14 protein-coding genes are annotated in these 15,528 nt (G+C 62.6%); 13 read left to right on the forward strand and 1 reads right to left on the reverse strand.

Annotated features, from left to right (window positions below; all coding sequences use genetic code 11):
- The first annotated feature begins 7 nt into the window (after positions 1 to 7).
- From NUW12_04135 to NUW12_04180, 10 genes are all read left to right on the forward strand, one after another.
- Positions 8 to 1,021: an ROK family protein gene (locus tag NUW12_04135; GenBank protein ID MCR4401958.1), complete on the forward strand. Its 1,014-nt coding sequence runs from the start codon at positions 8 to 10 to the stop codon at positions 1,019 to 1,021.
- Positions 1,022 to 1,232: 211 nt separating this feature from the next.
- Entirely contained in the window at positions 1,233 to 2,159 is a 927-nt protein-coding gene (locus NUW12_04140; GenBank protein MCR4401959.1) for a hypothetical protein, read from the forward strand.
- Positions 2,160 to 2,186: 27 nt separating this feature from the next.
- A complete protein-coding gene (locus NUW12_04145) occupies positions 2,187 to 2,681 on the forward strand; it encodes an ECF transporter S component (protein MCR4401960.1) in 495 nt (164 codons plus the stop codon).
- Positions 2,682 to 2,932: 251 nt separating this feature from the next.
- Positions 2,933 to 3,748, forward strand: a complete 816-nt coding sequence (locus tag NUW12_04150; GenBank protein MCR4401961.1) for a GntR family transcriptional regulator — start codon at positions 2,933 to 2,935, stop codon at positions 3,746 to 3,748.
- A gap of 276 nt (positions 3,749 to 4,024) precedes the next feature.
- The gene (locus NUW12_04155) at positions 4,025 to 5,344 is read left to right on the forward strand and encodes an ABC transporter substrate-binding protein (protein MCR4401962.1); all 1,320 of its coding nucleotides are present in this window, start codon (positions 4,025 to 4,027) and stop codon (positions 5,342 to 5,344) included.
- A 168-nt stretch (positions 5,345 to 5,512) separates the two neighbouring features.
- Entirely contained in the window at positions 5,513 to 6,445 is a 933-nt protein-coding gene (locus NUW12_04160) for a sugar ABC transporter permease (GenBank protein ID MCR4401963.1), read from the forward strand.
- Positions 6,438 to 7,508 (forward strand): carbohydrate ABC transporter permease, encoded by a 1,071-nt coding sequence (locus NUW12_04165; GenBank protein MCR4401964.1) that lies wholly within the window; start codon positions 6,438 to 6,440, stop codon positions 7,506 to 7,508. Before NUW12_04160 ends, NUW12_04165 begins: the two co-directional genes overlap by 8 nt.
- A 56-nt stretch (positions 7,509 to 7,564) precedes the next feature.
- Positions 7,565 to 9,811 (forward strand): beta-galactosidase, encoded by a 2,247-nt coding sequence (locus tag NUW12_04170; protein ID MCR4401965.1) that lies wholly within the window; start codon positions 7,565 to 7,567, stop codon positions 9,809 to 9,811.
- Positions 9,789 to 10,841: an ROK family protein gene (locus NUW12_04175; protein ID MCR4401966.1), complete on the forward strand. Its 1,053-nt coding sequence runs from the start codon at positions 9,789 to 9,791 to the stop codon at positions 10,839 to 10,841. Before NUW12_04170 ends, NUW12_04175 begins: the two co-directional genes overlap by 23 nt.
- A 214-nt stretch (positions 10,842 to 11,055) precedes the next feature.
- On the forward strand, positions 11,056 to 11,805 hold the full coding sequence (locus tag NUW12_04180; GenBank protein MCR4401967.1) for an SIS domain-containing protein: 750 nt from the start codon (positions 11,056 to 11,058) through the stop codon (positions 11,803 to 11,805).
- Between the two features lie 49 nt (positions 11,806 to 11,854).
- On the opposite strand, the gene NUW12_04185 is transcribed toward NUW12_04180, so the two are convergent.
- On the reverse strand, positions 11,855 to 13,081 hold the full coding sequence (locus tag NUW12_04185) for a glycosyltransferase (GenBank protein MCR4401968.1): 1,227 nt from the start codon (positions 13,079 to 13,081) through the stop codon (positions 11,855 to 11,857).
- Between the two features lie 257 nt (positions 13,082 to 13,338).
- On the opposite strand from NUW12_04185, the gene NUW12_04190 reads away from it, so the two are divergent.
- The 3 genes from NUW12_04190 (at position 13,339) to NUW12_04200 (ending at position 15,498) form a co-directional block, all read left to right on the forward strand.
- Complete coding sequence (locus NUW12_04190) at positions 13,339 to 13,917, forward strand: hypothetical protein (GenBank protein MCR4401969.1); 579 nt, start codon at positions 13,339 to 13,341, stop codon at positions 13,915 to 13,917.
- Positions 13,918 to 14,145: 228 nt separating this feature from the next.
- On the forward strand, positions 14,146 to 15,012 hold the full coding sequence (locus tag NUW12_04195) for a lysophospholipase (GenBank protein ID MCR4401970.1): 867 nt from the start codon (positions 14,146 to 14,148) through the stop codon (positions 15,010 to 15,012).
- Between the two features lie 3 nt (positions 15,013 to 15,015).
- Positions 15,016 to 15,498, forward strand: coding sequence for a DUF456 domain-containing protein (locus NUW12_04200; protein MCR4401971.1), 483 nt, complete (start codon positions 15,016 to 15,018; stop codon positions 15,496 to 15,498).
- The last annotated feature ends 30 nt before the right edge of the window (positions 15,499 to 15,528 follow it).

Genomic DNA, 15,528 nt, shown 5'->3' on the forward strand with positions numbered 1-15,528 from the left:
CACAGACATGGCGAGACCGCTTGTGGTTGGAGTGGATCTCGGGGGCACCAAGGTCGCGACTGCCTCAGCCGGTGCTGATGCAGCGATAGTCTCGCGGGTGACGAGGCAGACAGAGCCCGATCGTGGCGTGGACGCTGTTGTGGCCACCATCATCGATTCGGTGAAGGAAGCCGTGACAGAGGCCGGCGCAAGCCTGGAAGACGTGGCGGGGGTGGGAGTGGGAAGCCCAGGCCCTCTCAACCCGGAGACCGGGATGGTGATATTCGCGCCGAACCTTCGGTGGCACGACGTGCCGCTCGTGGCCATGATGGAACAGGCCTTGAACGTGCCGGTGTACATCGAAAACGATGCGAATCTCGCCGCTCTTGGAGAAGCCAGGTACGGTGCCGGCCGTGGTTCGAAGAACATGGTCTATATCACGGTGAGCACAGGCATCGGCGGGGGTCTCATCCTGGGTGGAGAGATCTACAGCGGCTCTTCGTTCATCGCGGGAGAGATCGGACACATGACCATCACAGATGAGGACGGGAGCCCGAGATGCGGCTGCGGCAACTATGGGTGTCTGGAGGCCCTCGCGTCCGGCCCGGCCATCGCGCGCATGGCCAGGGAACTCATCCGCCACGGTGAGGAGACCATGATACTGGAACTCGTCCACGGAAACGTCGAACTCGTGACGTCGGAGGTGGTCGGTAAAGCGGCGATGGCTGGGGATGCGGCAGCAATAGCCATTCTTGGAAAAGCCGCGGACTATCTCGGCATCGGAATCGCCAATCTCGTGAACATCCTGAATCCGGATACCGTGGTTATAGGAGGGGGAGTCTCTAGAGTTGGGGGGATACTCCTAAAGCCGGTGCGGGAAGTCGTAGCTGAGCGAGCACTCAAGCCGGCCTTCGAGGCCGTGAGAATAGTGGGCGCGGAGCTCGGGGCAGATGCAGGCGTGGTAGGCGCCGTGTGTCTCGCGCTGTCAAGGCTGCGGGCGACTGAGGCGGCGGCTAAGCGCGGAACAGGGACAGGCCGATGACGGCCGCCGGGGGCTAGAGGGATTGGCATGCGTTGGCCGGATGCGAGTCTGCCGCACCTCGGCGCGCTTGGGAAACCCGCATTACACGTTGCATGCCTGAATATGTACATTTAGGCAGGAGCGCCTCGGTGGATCCGCCTGCGCTTTGATGCATGTGACGCAGGAGGAGCGAGACTCTCCGCTAGCATGAGAGATGGGGGGCATGTGTGCAATGCGGCGGACCTCATTGGCTCTAATGGCCATTTTCGTGGGATCGCTCGTCGTCGCGGGGGTCGGCGTTGTGTTCCACACGGCACCCGCCGAAGCCGAAGCTGTTGTGGTTCTCGACATGGACGATCCCGTGGGCGACGATTACGGGCCGGGCACGTATGGGTATCCGACGCACAAAGCTTTCGTTCCGGGTCTTTTCGATCTCACTCATGTGAGGGTGAGCCATGACCCCGAGTACGTATACTTTGACGCGACATTTCGAGAGATCACGAACCCTTGGAACGCGCCGGAAGGGTTCAGCCACCAGCTCATCAACATATACATCGACACGACACCCGGAGCCGGCAGGACGGATACTCTCCGGAAGGGAGCTCTCGTTGCGTTCGACAGGAGGTATGGATGGGACCTTCTCATAAAAGCCCTCGGCTGGGGCGGGTGCAGGGTGTTTTCTGCCCAGGATGAGCCGGAGGCCAGGGGCATAGCGGATGGCCTCTCAGCTGGAGTGCTCACGGACGGCAAGACGGTCAGGGTCTCTGTGCCGAAGGCCGTGATAGGCGAGCCATCAAGGAAATGGGGCTACTACGTGCTCGTTGGCTCGCAGGACGCGTTTGGCGAGGACGACTTCCGCCCAGTGATGGAAAAGGCGGGGCCGTGGGTATTCGGAGGAGGCAGCGACCTCGAGGTGGACCCGAACGTCATAGACGTGCTCGCCCCGGAGCGCGGTCGCGGTTCGCAGGAAAGAATGCTGGGGTCGTACGATGTAGACAGGGGGTCGCTTGCTGTCCTCGTACCGGTGTTCGCGCCGAGCGGGGGAGACGGCGAAGTGTCTCGCGGTGCCGTCGTGGCGGTGGTTGCCGTGCTTGCGGCGGTTGGAGCGGTGGCATGGTGGGTGAGGCGCCGTCGGCCGAACGCGCCGCCGAGGAAATAACGCTCACTCTTCACAGGGGGTGCACACATGGGAGCAAAGCAAGTTGTCTTTGGGGCTCTACTCACAGCACTGGCTCTCGTCATTCCGCTGGCCTTCGGGGGATTCCTCGGAGTCGTGATCCCTCCCTTTTCAGCGACGCTCGCATCGCACGTGCCCGTCATGATCTCCATGCTCCTCGGTCCGTGGGTGGCTTTCTTGGTAGGTGCCGGGTCAGCCGTGGGCTTCCTAGTGAAGCTGGGTCCTGTCATTGCAGCCAGAGCCGCGATGCACGCGGTGTTTGCCGTTGTCGGGGCCGTTCTCGTGAGGAGAGGAATGCCTTTCTGGAGAGCGCTGTTATGGACGATGCCCATCCATGCTCTCTCAGAAGCGTTGATAGTACTGCCTTTCGGCTTCACGCTTCAGAGGGCGGGCGTGGTGGTGGGCCTCGGCACAGCCATGCATCACCTGGTTGATTCGGGGATATCCCTTGCGGTGGTGAAAGCCATCGGCCTCGCACAGCGACCTTCCACCAAGATGGGCTGACAGAGACGGTCTCACGCCGGCCCGAAGGCCGAGTTGGAGCTCGGAGCCCGCCAGGACCGGCTCGCCACCAGAAATGCTTTCCGCGCTCGGTCGAACCCGACCGGGCGTTTTTGCTTCCGATAGGGAGGAATTCCGAAAGCCGCGTTGTATAACACATACTAACAACATATACATACATGATATATCAACTATAAGCCCTGGCTGGAACGGTTGTGTGATGTCTCCTGAACGCGGGGAAGGAGGTCCGCAGGGTGATTCCCAATAGAAACGTCTCGACACCGCTGTATCATCAGATCCGCGATTTCCTGCGGGACGAGCTGCAGAACGGCGAATTCAAGCCGGGTGAGAGGATACCCTCTGAGGCAGAGCTTAGTGCGAGATATCGGGTGAGCCGCATAACCGTCAAACAGGCCATCCAGAGCTTGGTCCAGGAAGGCCTGCTGTACAGGATGCAAGGTAAGGGGACGTTCGTGGCGCGTCCCAAAGTGGCCCACTCCCTCAACCGCATTACCAGTTTCAGCCAGCAGATGCGCGACAGGGGTATGGCGCCTTCCACGAAGATCCTAGAGGTTGAGATCGTCGCGGCGAGGGGGCGAGTACGCGAGGCCCTAGCTGTGGCGGAGGGGACCCTCGTCACGAAGGTGCGCCGGCTGCGCCTGGCAGACGCGGAGATCATGGGAGTTCAGACGGCTTACGTGCCCATAGACATGTGTCCGGATCTGGCGGACCACCTGAAGGAGAACGTCTCCCTGTACGAGCTTCTGAGAACCAGGTACGGCCTTGCTCCTGCCAGAGCCCTTGAGAATTATACGGCTATCGTCCTCGATTCGTATGACGCGAGACTCCTCGAGGTGCCTGAAGGCTCCCCGGCGCTCTTTGCCGAGCGAATGGCCTATCTTGCCGACAACAGAGCCTTGGAATACGTCGTCTCCATTCTCCGAGCCGACAGGTACACGCTCAGCGTGGACCTCCAGGGGGAATCCACGGCGGCGCAGGGCAGGGCGGCGAGCTATGAGGCGTCCACGCGGACTGGGGCGGAGCGGGGAGCGATCGGGGGCGCCGACTGACGGCTGCCCGGGAGGGGGAGTCGAGTTCAGTCCCTGCGAAGCTGGGCACTCGAGGATCCTGCTCCACGAACGGCCGGAGAACGTCGGGATCAGGTTCGAGCGCTCGCGGTGGGCCAAGCGAGGTACTGGATGAGTCGCGGAGGGGGTGAAGAGCGGGACTAGTGAGCTGGCGCGCCAGGGGGACGCTCGTGGTGGTTTATGGAGTCACGACCTGTCGGCGATTTCGAGTCTCACGTGAACGAGATGCACCCAAAGTAAAGGAGGCTGCAGTTGACAATGAGAAGGCTTATCGTTCTCGTCGTCTGCCTTGCCATGTTGCTCGGGCTGGCGGCAACCACGGGAAGCGCCGCTGCCGCCAAGACCAAACTCGTTTGGCAGGTGCACTGGAGCGACTTTCAGGTGGAGGGCGTGTACTCGGGCGAAGGGGCAAACAGGAAGCTGGTGAGCAAAGGGCTGCGCCAGTATGTCGAGGAATACATGAAACTACACCCCGACGTGGAGATCGAGATCCAGTCCGTTCCCATGGAGGAGTACCTCCAGAAAGTGCTCGTGGCCCGGTCGTCCGGCGTCGCGCCTGACCTGTACGGGGTCTACTCGCTCTGGGGCGTGCAACTCACTCAGAACGGCATTCTCGATACCCCGCCGGACGCGGTGGTGAAGGATGTCCGAGGGAACTACACTCCGGTGTCCGTGGCCGGTACGACGATAGGCGGCAAGATCTGGGGCATCCCGATGGAAGTCGGCAACTACTGCCTGGTCTACAACAAGGAGCTCCTTAAAGCGAAGGGTTTCAATGCCCCCCCGAAGACATGGAGCGAGCTTGTGGACATGGCTTCGAAGCTTACGGTGCGAGACAAGTCCGGCGTCATCACCCAGTACGGTTTCGCTTTCCTGGCAGGCTGGGAGTCTGCCGTCGTTCACCCGTATCTGGGCCTCCTCTGGGATCTCGGGGGTGACTTCTTGTCGCCAGACTTCAGGAAGTGCGTCGTCAACTCCCCCGAAGGCGTGCAGGCACTCGAGGCCGAACTGCAGCTCTTCAAGACGGGCGGCACCGACCCCGCCGGGAGCGTGTGGAGCTTCCCGCAAGGCAAGGTGGCCATGATGATCATGGCTTCGTGGTACGAACAGAGCTTGAAGCAAGGTCTTGGCGACAAATACGACAAGGTGGTAGGCGTGGCTCCGGTTCCTTACATAAAGAAGCCGGTGAACGCCGGGTACACATGGTTCCTGGCGGTGGACAGCGCTTCGAAGAACAAGAAAGCCGCGTGGGACTTCCTGATGTGGTTCTCCGCGGATGTTCAGAAGCCCAAGAGCACCACGCGCCTCGGAGACCTGATGGTTGAAACCATTGGCGGCCTGCCATGCAGGGAGATAGACCTTGCCAACCACCCTGACACTCTCAACGACCTGTATACGAGGACCTTCGTTGAACAGCTTAAGAACTCGAGGCCCGAGCCCAACGTGGCGCAAGGCGCAGAGGTAAAGACGATCCTCGCCAACGAGATCGTCGAGGCCTGGCATGGACGGAAGTCCGCGAAGCAGGCGCTCGATGACGCCGCGATCAAGATCAACGAGATCCTCTCGGAGTTCTATTGATGGTTCGGCTGGTCTCCGGGCGCTGAAGCCCGGAGGCGCTGAGCCTCTTGCCGTGGCACCGCGCGGGAGGCTGCGGAGGCTTGCCTCCCGCGCGCGACGGTCGCGCCCAGCCGGGCACGACTGGAAGGGGCTTGACCGCGGGTCACAGGCCGTCGGGAGGTGAGGGAGTTGAGCCCTGGTGCGATTTCCGCCAGGAGGAGTCTCCTCAAACGGACGCTCACGGGTTACCTGTTTCTATCGCCGGCACTCGTCTTTTACCTGGTCTTCCTCGTGATACCCATCGGGATGTCCTTGTACATCTCGTTTCGGGATTGGAACATGCTCGTACCGCTCGCGAATTCGAGGTTCGTGGGGCTGCGAAACTACATTTACCTTCTTACTAGGGACGAGCTCTTCCTCATTGCAGTCAAGAACACGATCATCTACGCGACGGGGACCGTGTTCGCGGGCATGGCGCTTGCGCTCGGTGTCGCGATGCTGCTCCTGAAGGTGCGCGGCGCGACCTTCTGGAGATTTGTTATGTTCGCGCCGGTCGTGACGCCGTCTGTGGCCGTGGCGCGCATCTGGGGAGGCCTCTACAGGCCGGCAGAAGGCCTCGCCAACGCCATGCTCAAGATGGTTCACCTTCCGCCTCAACAGTGGCTGGCAGACCCAGACATCTGCCTTTACTCCATCATGCTGATAGCCGTATGGAGTGGGATCGGCGCGACGGTGATAGTGTTCACCGCGGGCCTAAAAGGGATCCCCGACGTGTACTACGACGCCGCGAAACTGGACGGTGCGGGACCATGGGCGGAGTTTGCGCACATCACCGTGCCCATGCTCAAGCCGACTATCCTCTTCTTGTCCGTGACCGGTCTCATAGGCGCTTGGCAGGCTTTCGACCTGATCTTCATGCTTGCGGTGGGCGGCACGGAGTCCGGAACGAGCCCCGTGAGGAGCGTGATAGTGCTCGCGCTATACCTGTATCAGATGGCATTCAAGAACCTGCGTATGGGGAGGGCGTGCGCGGGTGCGTTTCTCCTCTTCCTGATCGTGTTGGCGTTCTCCTTCATTGTGCTGAGAGTCCTCAGGAAGGGAGGGGTCGAGTCCTATGAGTAAGCGACCGCTTCCACTAGTATCGTCCAAGATGCCCGCCGGGGATGCAGGGGCAGGCGGCGAGAGGCTGTTTGCCCACGGCGATGCCGCGACGACGGGACGCCGAGTCACGCAGGCGGACAAACGAGGCGCGCAAGGCGGACCCGGCGGCCGGCTCAATGTCAGTCCGAGCACCAGGCGGGGTAGCCGTCGGATGCGCCTTGTTCGCAAGGCCATCACCCATTTGCTGGTGGTCATCGTAGGCCTCGCCATGTTTCTGCCATTCTACTGGATTCTGTCCGCGTCGGTGATGACGTACGAGGAGGTCACGGCCATACCTCCAAAGTGGATGCCGTCGACGCCTCAGTGGGGCAATTACGGCGCCGTCCTTCGGGACCCCAACGTGCCGCTGTTCAAGTACTTCAAGAACAGCTTCATCGTGTCTACGGCGGTCACCGCGGCGGTTCTCTTGACGAGCTCTCTGGCGGGGTATGCTCTCGCTAAGCTCAAGTTCCCAGGACGCGACGCCGTGTTCACTTTCACCCTCTCTACCATGATGTTCCCGGTGTTCCTGTTCCTGATACCCGTATACTACATCCTGAAACGCTTCCCGCTCCTCGGCGGGAATAACCTCTTCGGCATGGGAGGAACAGGGGCTCTTCAATCGTACGTGTCGCTCATCCTGCCGTTCGTTGTGAGCGCTTGGGGTATATTCCTGATGCGGCAGTTCATGATGACCATCCCTGACGAACTCATCGATGCTGCGAGGATAGATGGCGCCTCGGACCTCGGCATTTTCGGCAGGGTCATGATGCCGCTCGTCAAGCCCGCCCTGGCGACGCTGGCCATATTCACGTTCATCGGGCAATGGAACTACTTCCTGTGGCCCATGATCGTTACCACGTCGGCCCCGCATCTCATGACTGTGCCAGTTGGCCTGAGGCTCATGGGCACGGCGTACAGCACGGCTGTCAACATGAACAAGCTCCTCGCGGCGACCGTATTGGCTATTGCCCCCTCGGTGTGCGTTTTCCTGGCGCTCCAACGCTACTACATCAAGGGATTCGTCTTGAGCGGGTTCAAGTGAACCCACCGTGCGAACGAACTGGAGACCGTGTGACGAGGACGGGAGGAGGCACAGGGGTGAAGAGATGTTTTCCGATGGCTGTGTGGTACGGGGGCGGCCGCACGCGGGCGACCATGGTCAAGCATCCCGGACCACGTTCGGCCGAAGACTGGCGCCGTGACATCGCGAACATCAAGGAATGCGGCTTCAACACGGTTAGGTGCTGGGTGGATTGGGCCGCGAGCGAACCGAGGCCGGGCGCGTACCGGTTTGACGCCCAGGAGCTCGTCATGGACCTCGCGCGCGAGGCGGGGCTTCAGGTCATCATCCAGCTCTACCTCGACTCCGCGCCCGATTGGCTTCTCGACGAGTTTCCAGACTCAGCATACGTGTCGCAGGGCGGGGATCGGATCATATCGCAAGGGTCACCGGGTTACTGCTACGATCACCCGGGCGTGCGAAGAAAGGCCGAGGAATTCATGACGGCTGTCGCTGCGCGTGTGAAGGACCGCGAGGAGTTCTTCGGATGGGATCTTTGGAGCGAGCCACACGTGGTGCAGTGGGCGTACTTCGATTACCTTCCACAGCCCGCCGTGTTCTGCTACTGCCATTACACGGTCAGGCGTTTCCGCGAGTGGCTGAAGGCCAAGTACGGCACGATAGAAGCCCTCAACGAAGCGTGGTACCGCACGTTCTCCAGCTGGGACGTGGTCGACGCCCCGCGCTTCATTTCACTCATGACGTACACTGACTTCATTGACTGGCAGGAGTTCATCCTCGACAAGATCGCTCAGGACCTGGCATGGCGGGCGAGGACGGTCAAGGCCGTCGACCCGGACCACATTGTCACGAGCCACTCCGACATTCCGTGCATCATGACCCTTCCTATGTTGGGCCAAGGGGCGCCAGACGATTGGCGGATGGCGAAGGTCGTGGACGTGTGGGGGACTTCCTTCTACCCAAAGCACGTGGGTGCGAAGGAAACCAACGATCCCTCGCTTCGGTCCGCGATGCTCTGCTCGACGCGCTCGGCGTGCTCCTCGGTTGGCAGCCCCTTCTGGCTGGGCGAGCTGCAGGGCGGCCACGGGTACGTGGGGTCGTTCGCTGTGAGCGCCACGGCGGAGGATGAGGCACAGTGGACGTGGCAGCCCATCAGCCATGGGGCGAAAGGATTGTGCTTCTATGCGTGGTACCCCATGACACGAGGATACGAATCGGCCGGCTTCGGCCTCGCGGAGCTCGACGGCACTCCGAGCGAGCGGGCTCGAGTTGCGGGGGCGGCGGGAAAGGTCGTAAGCGCGAACATGGAGCTCTTCCTCGACGCCATGCCTCCGAAAGCGGATGTAGCGATACTGTATAACGTCCTCGCCAACATCATGTGGACAGCCATGCGGGAGAAATCCACGTACATCCCGTCGAGATCCTTGGCAGGCGCTTACCGGCCTCTCTTCGAGGAGAACATCCCCGCCGACTACGTCCACCTAGACGAGATCTCGCTAGGTGCCCTCGCGAGATACAAGGTGCTCTACATGCCGTTCTCCATCATGATCACCCGCGAGGCCGCTCAGAGGATCGCCGAGTTCGTATGGAACGGCGGAACGGTCGTGGCAGAAGCCCGCACGGGCTGGAACGACGAGGTGGGCGCGTGCGGAGAAGCCGTGCCTGGGTTCGGTCTCTCCGCGGTGTTCGGGTGCAAGGAGATCGGCGCCCTAAAGGTGGATGACACGGTGAACCTCGTCGTGGCGGAGGGGGCAGCCGAGCGCGTTCCACACTTTCGATGCGGAGAGCGGATCATGGGATACGGCATCAGGCAGGCGCTGGAGGTTACGGCACCTTCGGCGCGTGTCTTGGCCACGTTCGAGGACGGCGCGCCTGCTGTGGTTGCCAACACTTACGGCAAAGGGCTTGCCGTTCTGGCCGGCACCTACTTGAGCTTCGCCTACGAGGCTCGGCGACACGCCCCCACAGGCAGGTTCCTAGGGAGTTTCGCCGAGAACGCGGGAGTGTCGCGCCCCGTGATCGTGGAGTCCACCGCTCCCCGCGGGACCGTGGAGGCGCGGGTGCTGCAGTCGAAGCTCGGGACACGCGAAGAGGCGCACGTGCTCTTCGCCTTCAACCACGGTGATGACCCCCTGGACGCGCGGTTCTTCGTCGCGCTTGGCACTCCGGCCGACGCTCCAGGGGGCGACGGGGCGAGGCCCGTGTCAGCCGAGGATCTCTTCACCTCAAAGAGAGTCGATGTGAGAGCGCATGGCGGCCGTGCTGAACTAAGTAAAGAACTTGGCGGGGGTGAGATCTGGGTTGTCAAGATCTCGGTCGGGTGAGACGGAGCGCAAGACGGAGATGTCGCTCGAGACGGAGACTGCGCGCGGGCCGGGGACGGCGCGCAAGACAGCGGTGGGCGTTGACATCGGCGGCACCAAGGTTGCCTGCGGATTGGTCGACGATTCGGGCAAGGTCCTCGAGAGGCGCCGCGCCGCTATCGATTCAGGCGACGGCACGGGAAAAGGACCCCTCAAACAGATAGCCGGGATGGTACGCGAGGTCGCGGGCGCGGCGCACAGCATGGGTGCTCAAGTGGCCAGTTGCGGTGTGGCGGTCCCCGCGGTCATCGATAGGCCGAGCGGCAAGGTGATCTGGGCGCCGAACATCGCCGGCTGGCGCGACTTTCCCCTCGGCGAGATGCTTCAGGAAGCGACGGGATTGCCGGTGCTATTGGACCACGACGGGCCTTGTGCGGTCTCGGGAGAACGGTGGATGGGCGCGGCACGAGGGTGCGACCACGTGGCGCTAGTCATCCTCGGTACCGGAGTGGGAGCCGGCTTCATCCTTGACGGTCGCGTGTACAGGGGTTCCCGAGGCATAGCGGGCGCTATGGGATGGTCGTGTCTAGAGCCAGGAGCTATCGACGATCCTGTCTTCCGCGAGAAGGGCTTCCTGGAGACCATGGCCGCAGGCCCCGGCATCGCCCGGCAACTGCGCCAAAGGATCGCGAGAGGGGAGAGGAGCATCGCGCTGGAGGTTGCGGGTGGCGACTTGCGTGCGGTCACCGCCGAGGTAGCATTCGAGTGTGCGGAAAGAGGGGACGAGACGGCTGGGCGGGTCATAGCGACCGTCGTGAATTACATCGGAATGGCCGTATCGAACCTGGTGAGCGCGCTGAACCCAGAAGTGGTTGTGCTGGGAGGCGGAGTTGGTCGCAGGCTGGGGCCGTACCTCGAGCAGATCCGCGCCGTCGTCGCTGCCACAGCCCAGCCCCAGGCTGCGAAGGCGATGAGAATCGTTTGCTCCGAGTTGGGTGACGATGCGGGCGTGATAGGCGCCGCGAGGCTTGCCCTGGAGGCGTTCGGGTAGGCGGTCTCCAGCGCGGGCTGGGCGCAAGAGGCGTCAGGGCGCGTTGTGGACGGGGGCGGGGCACGACGCACGCTTCGTCAGCGAATGGCATGCGCGGGATGGCATGCCCCATTCCAATTGAGCGGCGTGAGCGGCTCCGGCCGAGGAACGGTCGGCTGTCCGCGGCCGTGCGGGCACTGAGAAACGTGGGTCTGCAAGACAGGAGGCAAAAATGATGAGCGCGATCGCATACTTCGAAAGGATCCAAGAGATCGCTCACAGCATCAGAACGCACGAGATGCACAACATAGGGAAAGCTGCTGGACTGATGGCGGACTCCATCGGAAGCGGCCATCTCGTGCATCTCTTCGGGAGCGGGCACTCCGTCATCCCAGTCATGGATGTTTTCCCGCGCTACGGTAGTTTCGTGGGGTTTCATCCCTTGCTCGACCCCAGGCTCATGTGGTGCAACGTCGTGGGCCCTGGCGGCGCGAGAGAGCTTCTTTGGCTCGAGCGACAGGAGGGCTACGTTGCCACCTTCCTTCAAAGCTTCGAGTTTCACTCGCAGGACACTATGTGGGTCTTCTCCCATGGTGGGCTCAACGCTGCGCCGGTGGAGGCGGCTCTGTACGCGCGGGAGAGGGGCCTTCCCGTGGTGGCAGTTGTGTCTGGCGACAATCACAGGAAGGCGAGACCGACGCACTCTAGCGGCAAGAAACTCGGAGACCTGGCGGACGTGATGATCGACACCCACGTGCCGCTCGAGGATGCGCTGGTACACGTGGACGGGCTCGACGTACCCGTGGCGGCCGGGTCCACCGTGGCTGCGGTGGCGATCTCGTGCGCGATCGTAGCGGAAGTCGCGAAGCTGCTCGCGGCGGCCGGGATCAAGCCTTCAACTTTCGTGTCCCCGAATGTGAGAGGCGTCGATGCGGACCACAACAAGGGAGTGTTTCAGGAGTACGAGAGACGAGTGCCAAGGTGAGCGCGCTTTTCTCGTTCTCGCGGATTTCCTCGAAGCTGGAGAAGATGTGTCATGCCCGCCTGGGGGATCGCGTGACGCGCGGCCCGACGGACGCGCGGGCCAAGACTCGCCGGTACACCTCGAGAGTCCTGCGCGCCATCAAGTTCGCGGTGAACAAGGCTTCGAAGCGAGCGCGCCCCCGGGCGCCCATCTCGCGTCTCTGCTCAGGGCTGCGCACTAGAGCGATGATGGCTGAGGCCAGGGCGGCGTCGTCCCCCGGAGGCACGAGCAGACCCGTCTCGCCGTGGGCCACTGCCTCCGGGATGCCTCCGACAGTCGTGGCTATCACCGGCTTCGCCCTGGCCATGGCTTCGAGGATGGCTATGCCCAGTGCTTCCTGGAGCGAGGGAAGGACGAAGACGTCCATCGACTCCAGGGCGTCGCTTGGGTCCTCGAGGGCGCCGGTGAACGCGACTAGTTCGCCTACGCCCAGGTCGCCGGCGAGCCGCTCTAGATCCTGTCTCATCCGTCCGTCGCCCACCACAAGCAATCGCACGCCCGGGCACTCGCCACGGACGCGAGCGAAGGCGGACACGAGATGGGCTAGACCTTTCCTGCGCTCGAGCCGCGACACGGTTCCGACGACCACGACGTTTTCCCGCACGCTCAGGTGTCTTCTAAACTCCCGTCCGCCAGAACGCGCGGCGGTCGCAGGGGCGACGACGCCGTTGTGGATCACTGTGAGTCTATCCTTCCTGAAGCCGTGGCGCTGGGCGGCCCTCTTCTCCGCCTCTGAAACGCAGATTACCTCCTCGATCAGGCGGTTGGCTATGGGCGCGGACACGATGTAGCTCGCCGCGTCAGGATAGCCGTGGATCGTGTGGACCAGAGGAATGCGTGGGCACGCCAAGCGCGCCGCTACGGCGAGTTCAACTCCGGCATGGACGTGAACGAGACAGGGCTTGAACTCCTCCAATAGCTCCTTGAAAGCCGCATGGTGCACGCGCAGGGCATGCCGCATGCCGGGCCCTAGGTTCAGTGGGACTATGGTGCGGTAAGGCACGCCGAGATCGCGGAAAAGCCGGAGCGCGTTCCCTTCGGGCGCGAGGAGGCACGGGACCACGTCGCTTCGGAGCGAGCTCAACAAGGTGAGGAGGTGTTTCTCCGTCCCTCCGAGGTTGGCGAAAGGAAGCTCATAGAGGACGGCGAGCCTGCCGAGCGAGTCGATGCGGTTTCCCTCCAGTGACCGTGGCTGTCGCGGGGCTGCCCAGCCCCGGGGCCGGGGAGCCTCGTCCACCCGCCTTTGTTCACATCACATTCTACAGCACGCAAACCAGGTCCTGCAATCGTGCGCTCGGTTGCCGGGCCTCAAGAGTATCTCGGCTCTCTCGGATGCATGAGTGACATCCTGTGTCGCGCGGTCACCCGAGACGCGACGCAGATCCGCCCATGGTCTCGGGGGGATTTCAAGACGCCGCATTTGCGTTAGAATATAAGTAAGGGAAGGGCAAAGGGCCGCTTCTTCATGCCGGTGCTCGGGAGGGTCTTGACGGGATGATAAGCCGAGCCAAGAAGCTCGAGGCGCTCCAGAACTTCACGATGATGGTCGGAGGCGATCCGGCGTTCGCGTACCTCATGGGGTTTCTCACCGGTCAAGTGGACCGGGTCCACTTCGTGCAAAACCCCGCGGGCGCCGACATCGCCGTCAGGCTATCGCAGGGAAGGCTCACCGTCTGGCCTGCCGAGCCCTTCAGAGCGACGGTGGGCGGAGTGATCGTTCCCAATCCCATGGCGTTCGTCGCGGCCGCGAGCAACAGCGATAGGCAGATCTGCGTCTCGCTGAACTTCGAGCGCCAGGACGAGGCCTCATGGTACCAGGAGGTGCTCCTGCCCGACGTCTCCCACGTGAAAGGCCCCTCAGAGGCCGCCGAGGAGGAGGCGAGGGTGTTGCGTGCGGAGATGGACCGGGCTCTTGACATATACTCAGAGTGCAAGCGGCTGCTCGAGAAGGATGAAGGGAGCCGCAAAGAAGAGCTGGATTACTACATGAGGCTTGCACAGGAACAGCTGAGGCAGCTCAGCAGCAAGCTCGAGGAAGTGAACGCCGAGCTCCGCAGGTTGGGCGGCGAGTGAGCCTCCGCACGGCGCGGGAAACGCGCTGGTCAGTCTTTTGTGAGATCCCGCCGTGTTGAGAGGCGGAGGAGCCCTACGGTCATCGCGAAGCGCGGTGCGCGCTGCGAGGCGCTGCGGGGAGACGCCGGTGCCTCGCGAGGCCCTGAGCAAGAAGGGACGAGGGGATTTCTGGCGAACTTGTCGATGGGGTAGGCCGGGGCGCGAGAGGGAAGACGGGGGAGGATTCCGGTGGAGGCAAGCGAGACGGGGTTCGTGAACGGGACCGGCGGCGTGAAGCTCTTCTATCAGTGCTGGCTGCCTGATGGAGCGGTCCCCAAGGCGGCGATTGTGATCACGCATGGGGGCGCCGAGCACTCAGGGCGGTACCAGAGCGTGGTCGAGCACCTCTTGCCGCGTGGTTTCGCCATTTGGGGACTTGATAACAGGGGCCACGGTAGGTCTGAAGGCAGACGCGGACACGTGGACCGCTACGACCAACTCGTGGATGACCTGGCTTCATTCTGCGAGTTCGTCCGCGAGAGGACGCCAGCAACGGCGCGGCTGTTCCTGCTGGGTCACAGCATAGGAGGGCTCACGGCTCTTTCGTACGCCGTAAAACACGGAACGCAGGACTCGTGTCCTGTGGAAGGCCTGATAGTGTCGGGACCGTGTCTGGCCCTGTCGATGAAGGTGCCGTGGCTCAAAGAGACGCTCGGCCGTGCCGTTGAGCGCGTGTTTCCGACGGTGACGGTGGACGCGGGGATCCCCGCTCAAGCCATATCTCGAGATCCCGAGGTGGTGGCCGCCTATGTCGGCGACCCCTTGCGGAACCCCCGCATCACGCTACGTTTCTACATCGAGCTGACGAGGCAGATGACCAAAATCATGGCTGCTGCGCCGTTCGTGCAGTTGCCGTGCCTCATCCTTCAGGGAGGCAGGGACGGAATAGTGTCTCCGTATGCGGCGAGGCGCTTCTACTCGGCCATGACGTGCCGCGACAGGGAGATCCGCGTGTACCCCGAGAGCTTTCACGAGGTCCTGAATGACGTAAACAAGGCAGAGGTGCTGGCAGACGTGACTGACTGGCTCGCGCGGCACTCGGCATCAAGGTGGTAGTTCGTGGCTGTCGTTGGAATGGCCCTGGCAGTCCTCCTCTTCATGTTGGGGCTTGCTGGGACCGTGTTGCCCGTCCTCCCAGGCGCTCCACTACTATGGCTCGGGATGCTCGTGTACGGGCTGTTCACGGGTTTTGCCGAACTGACCGTGGGGTTCTACGTGTGGCAGGGTGTCGCGGTCGTGCTGACCCTCGTCATAGACTACGTTGCCACTGCGTACGGGACGAAACGATATGGCGGGTCCGCAGCCGCCATCTACGGAAGCGTCGCCGGAATCGTGACCGGTCCGTTCATCCTCGGCCCGCTCGGTCTGGTCGTGGGGCCGTTCGCGGGAGCTCTCATAGGCGAACTCGCCACTGGAAAGCGAGCCGAAGCGGCGTTCAGGGCGGCTTTTGGGACCCTGATAGGCCTGCTTGGCGGGACTGTTCTCAAGGTCGCGGTGGAGATCGGGATGATCGTGGGGTTTTTCTGGGCCATCCTGAGCTGACCCAGCTCGAAGGTGGACCAGATCTACCGC

It is taken from the genome of Bacillota bacterium, assembly GCA_024653485.1.
Classification (GTDB): domain Bacteria; phylum Bacillota; class SHA-98; order UBA4971; family UBA4971; genus UBA6256.

Bases quoted from the DNA above. Each gene is read 5' to 3' on its own strand.
- NUW12_04135 (MCR4401958.1), top strand. From the start codon at position 8: ATGGCGAGACCGCTTGTGGTTGGAGTGGATCTCGGGGGCACCAAGGTC.
- NUW12_04140 (MCR4401959.1), top strand. From the start codon at position 1,233: ATGCGGCGGACCTCATTGGCTCTAATGGCCATTTTCGTGGGATCGCTC.
- NUW12_04145 (MCR4401960.1), top strand. From the start codon at position 2,187: ATGGGAGCAAAGCAAGTTGTCTTTGGGGCTCTACTCACAGCACTGGCT.
- NUW12_04155 (MCR4401962.1), top strand. From the start codon at position 4,025: ATGAGAAGGCTTATCGTTCTCGTCGTCTGCCTTGCCATGTTGCTCGGG.
- NUW12_04165 (MCR4401964.1), top strand. From the start codon at position 6,438: ATGAGTAAGCGACCGCTTCCACTAGTATCGTCCAAGATGCCCGCCGGG.
- NUW12_04180 (MCR4401967.1), top strand. From the start codon at position 11,056: ATGAGCGCGATCGCATACTTCGAAAGGATCCAAGAGATCGCTCACAGC.
- NUW12_04190 (MCR4401969.1), top strand. From the start codon at position 13,339: ATGATAAGCCGAGCCAAGAAGCTCGAGGCGCTCCAGAACTTCACGATG.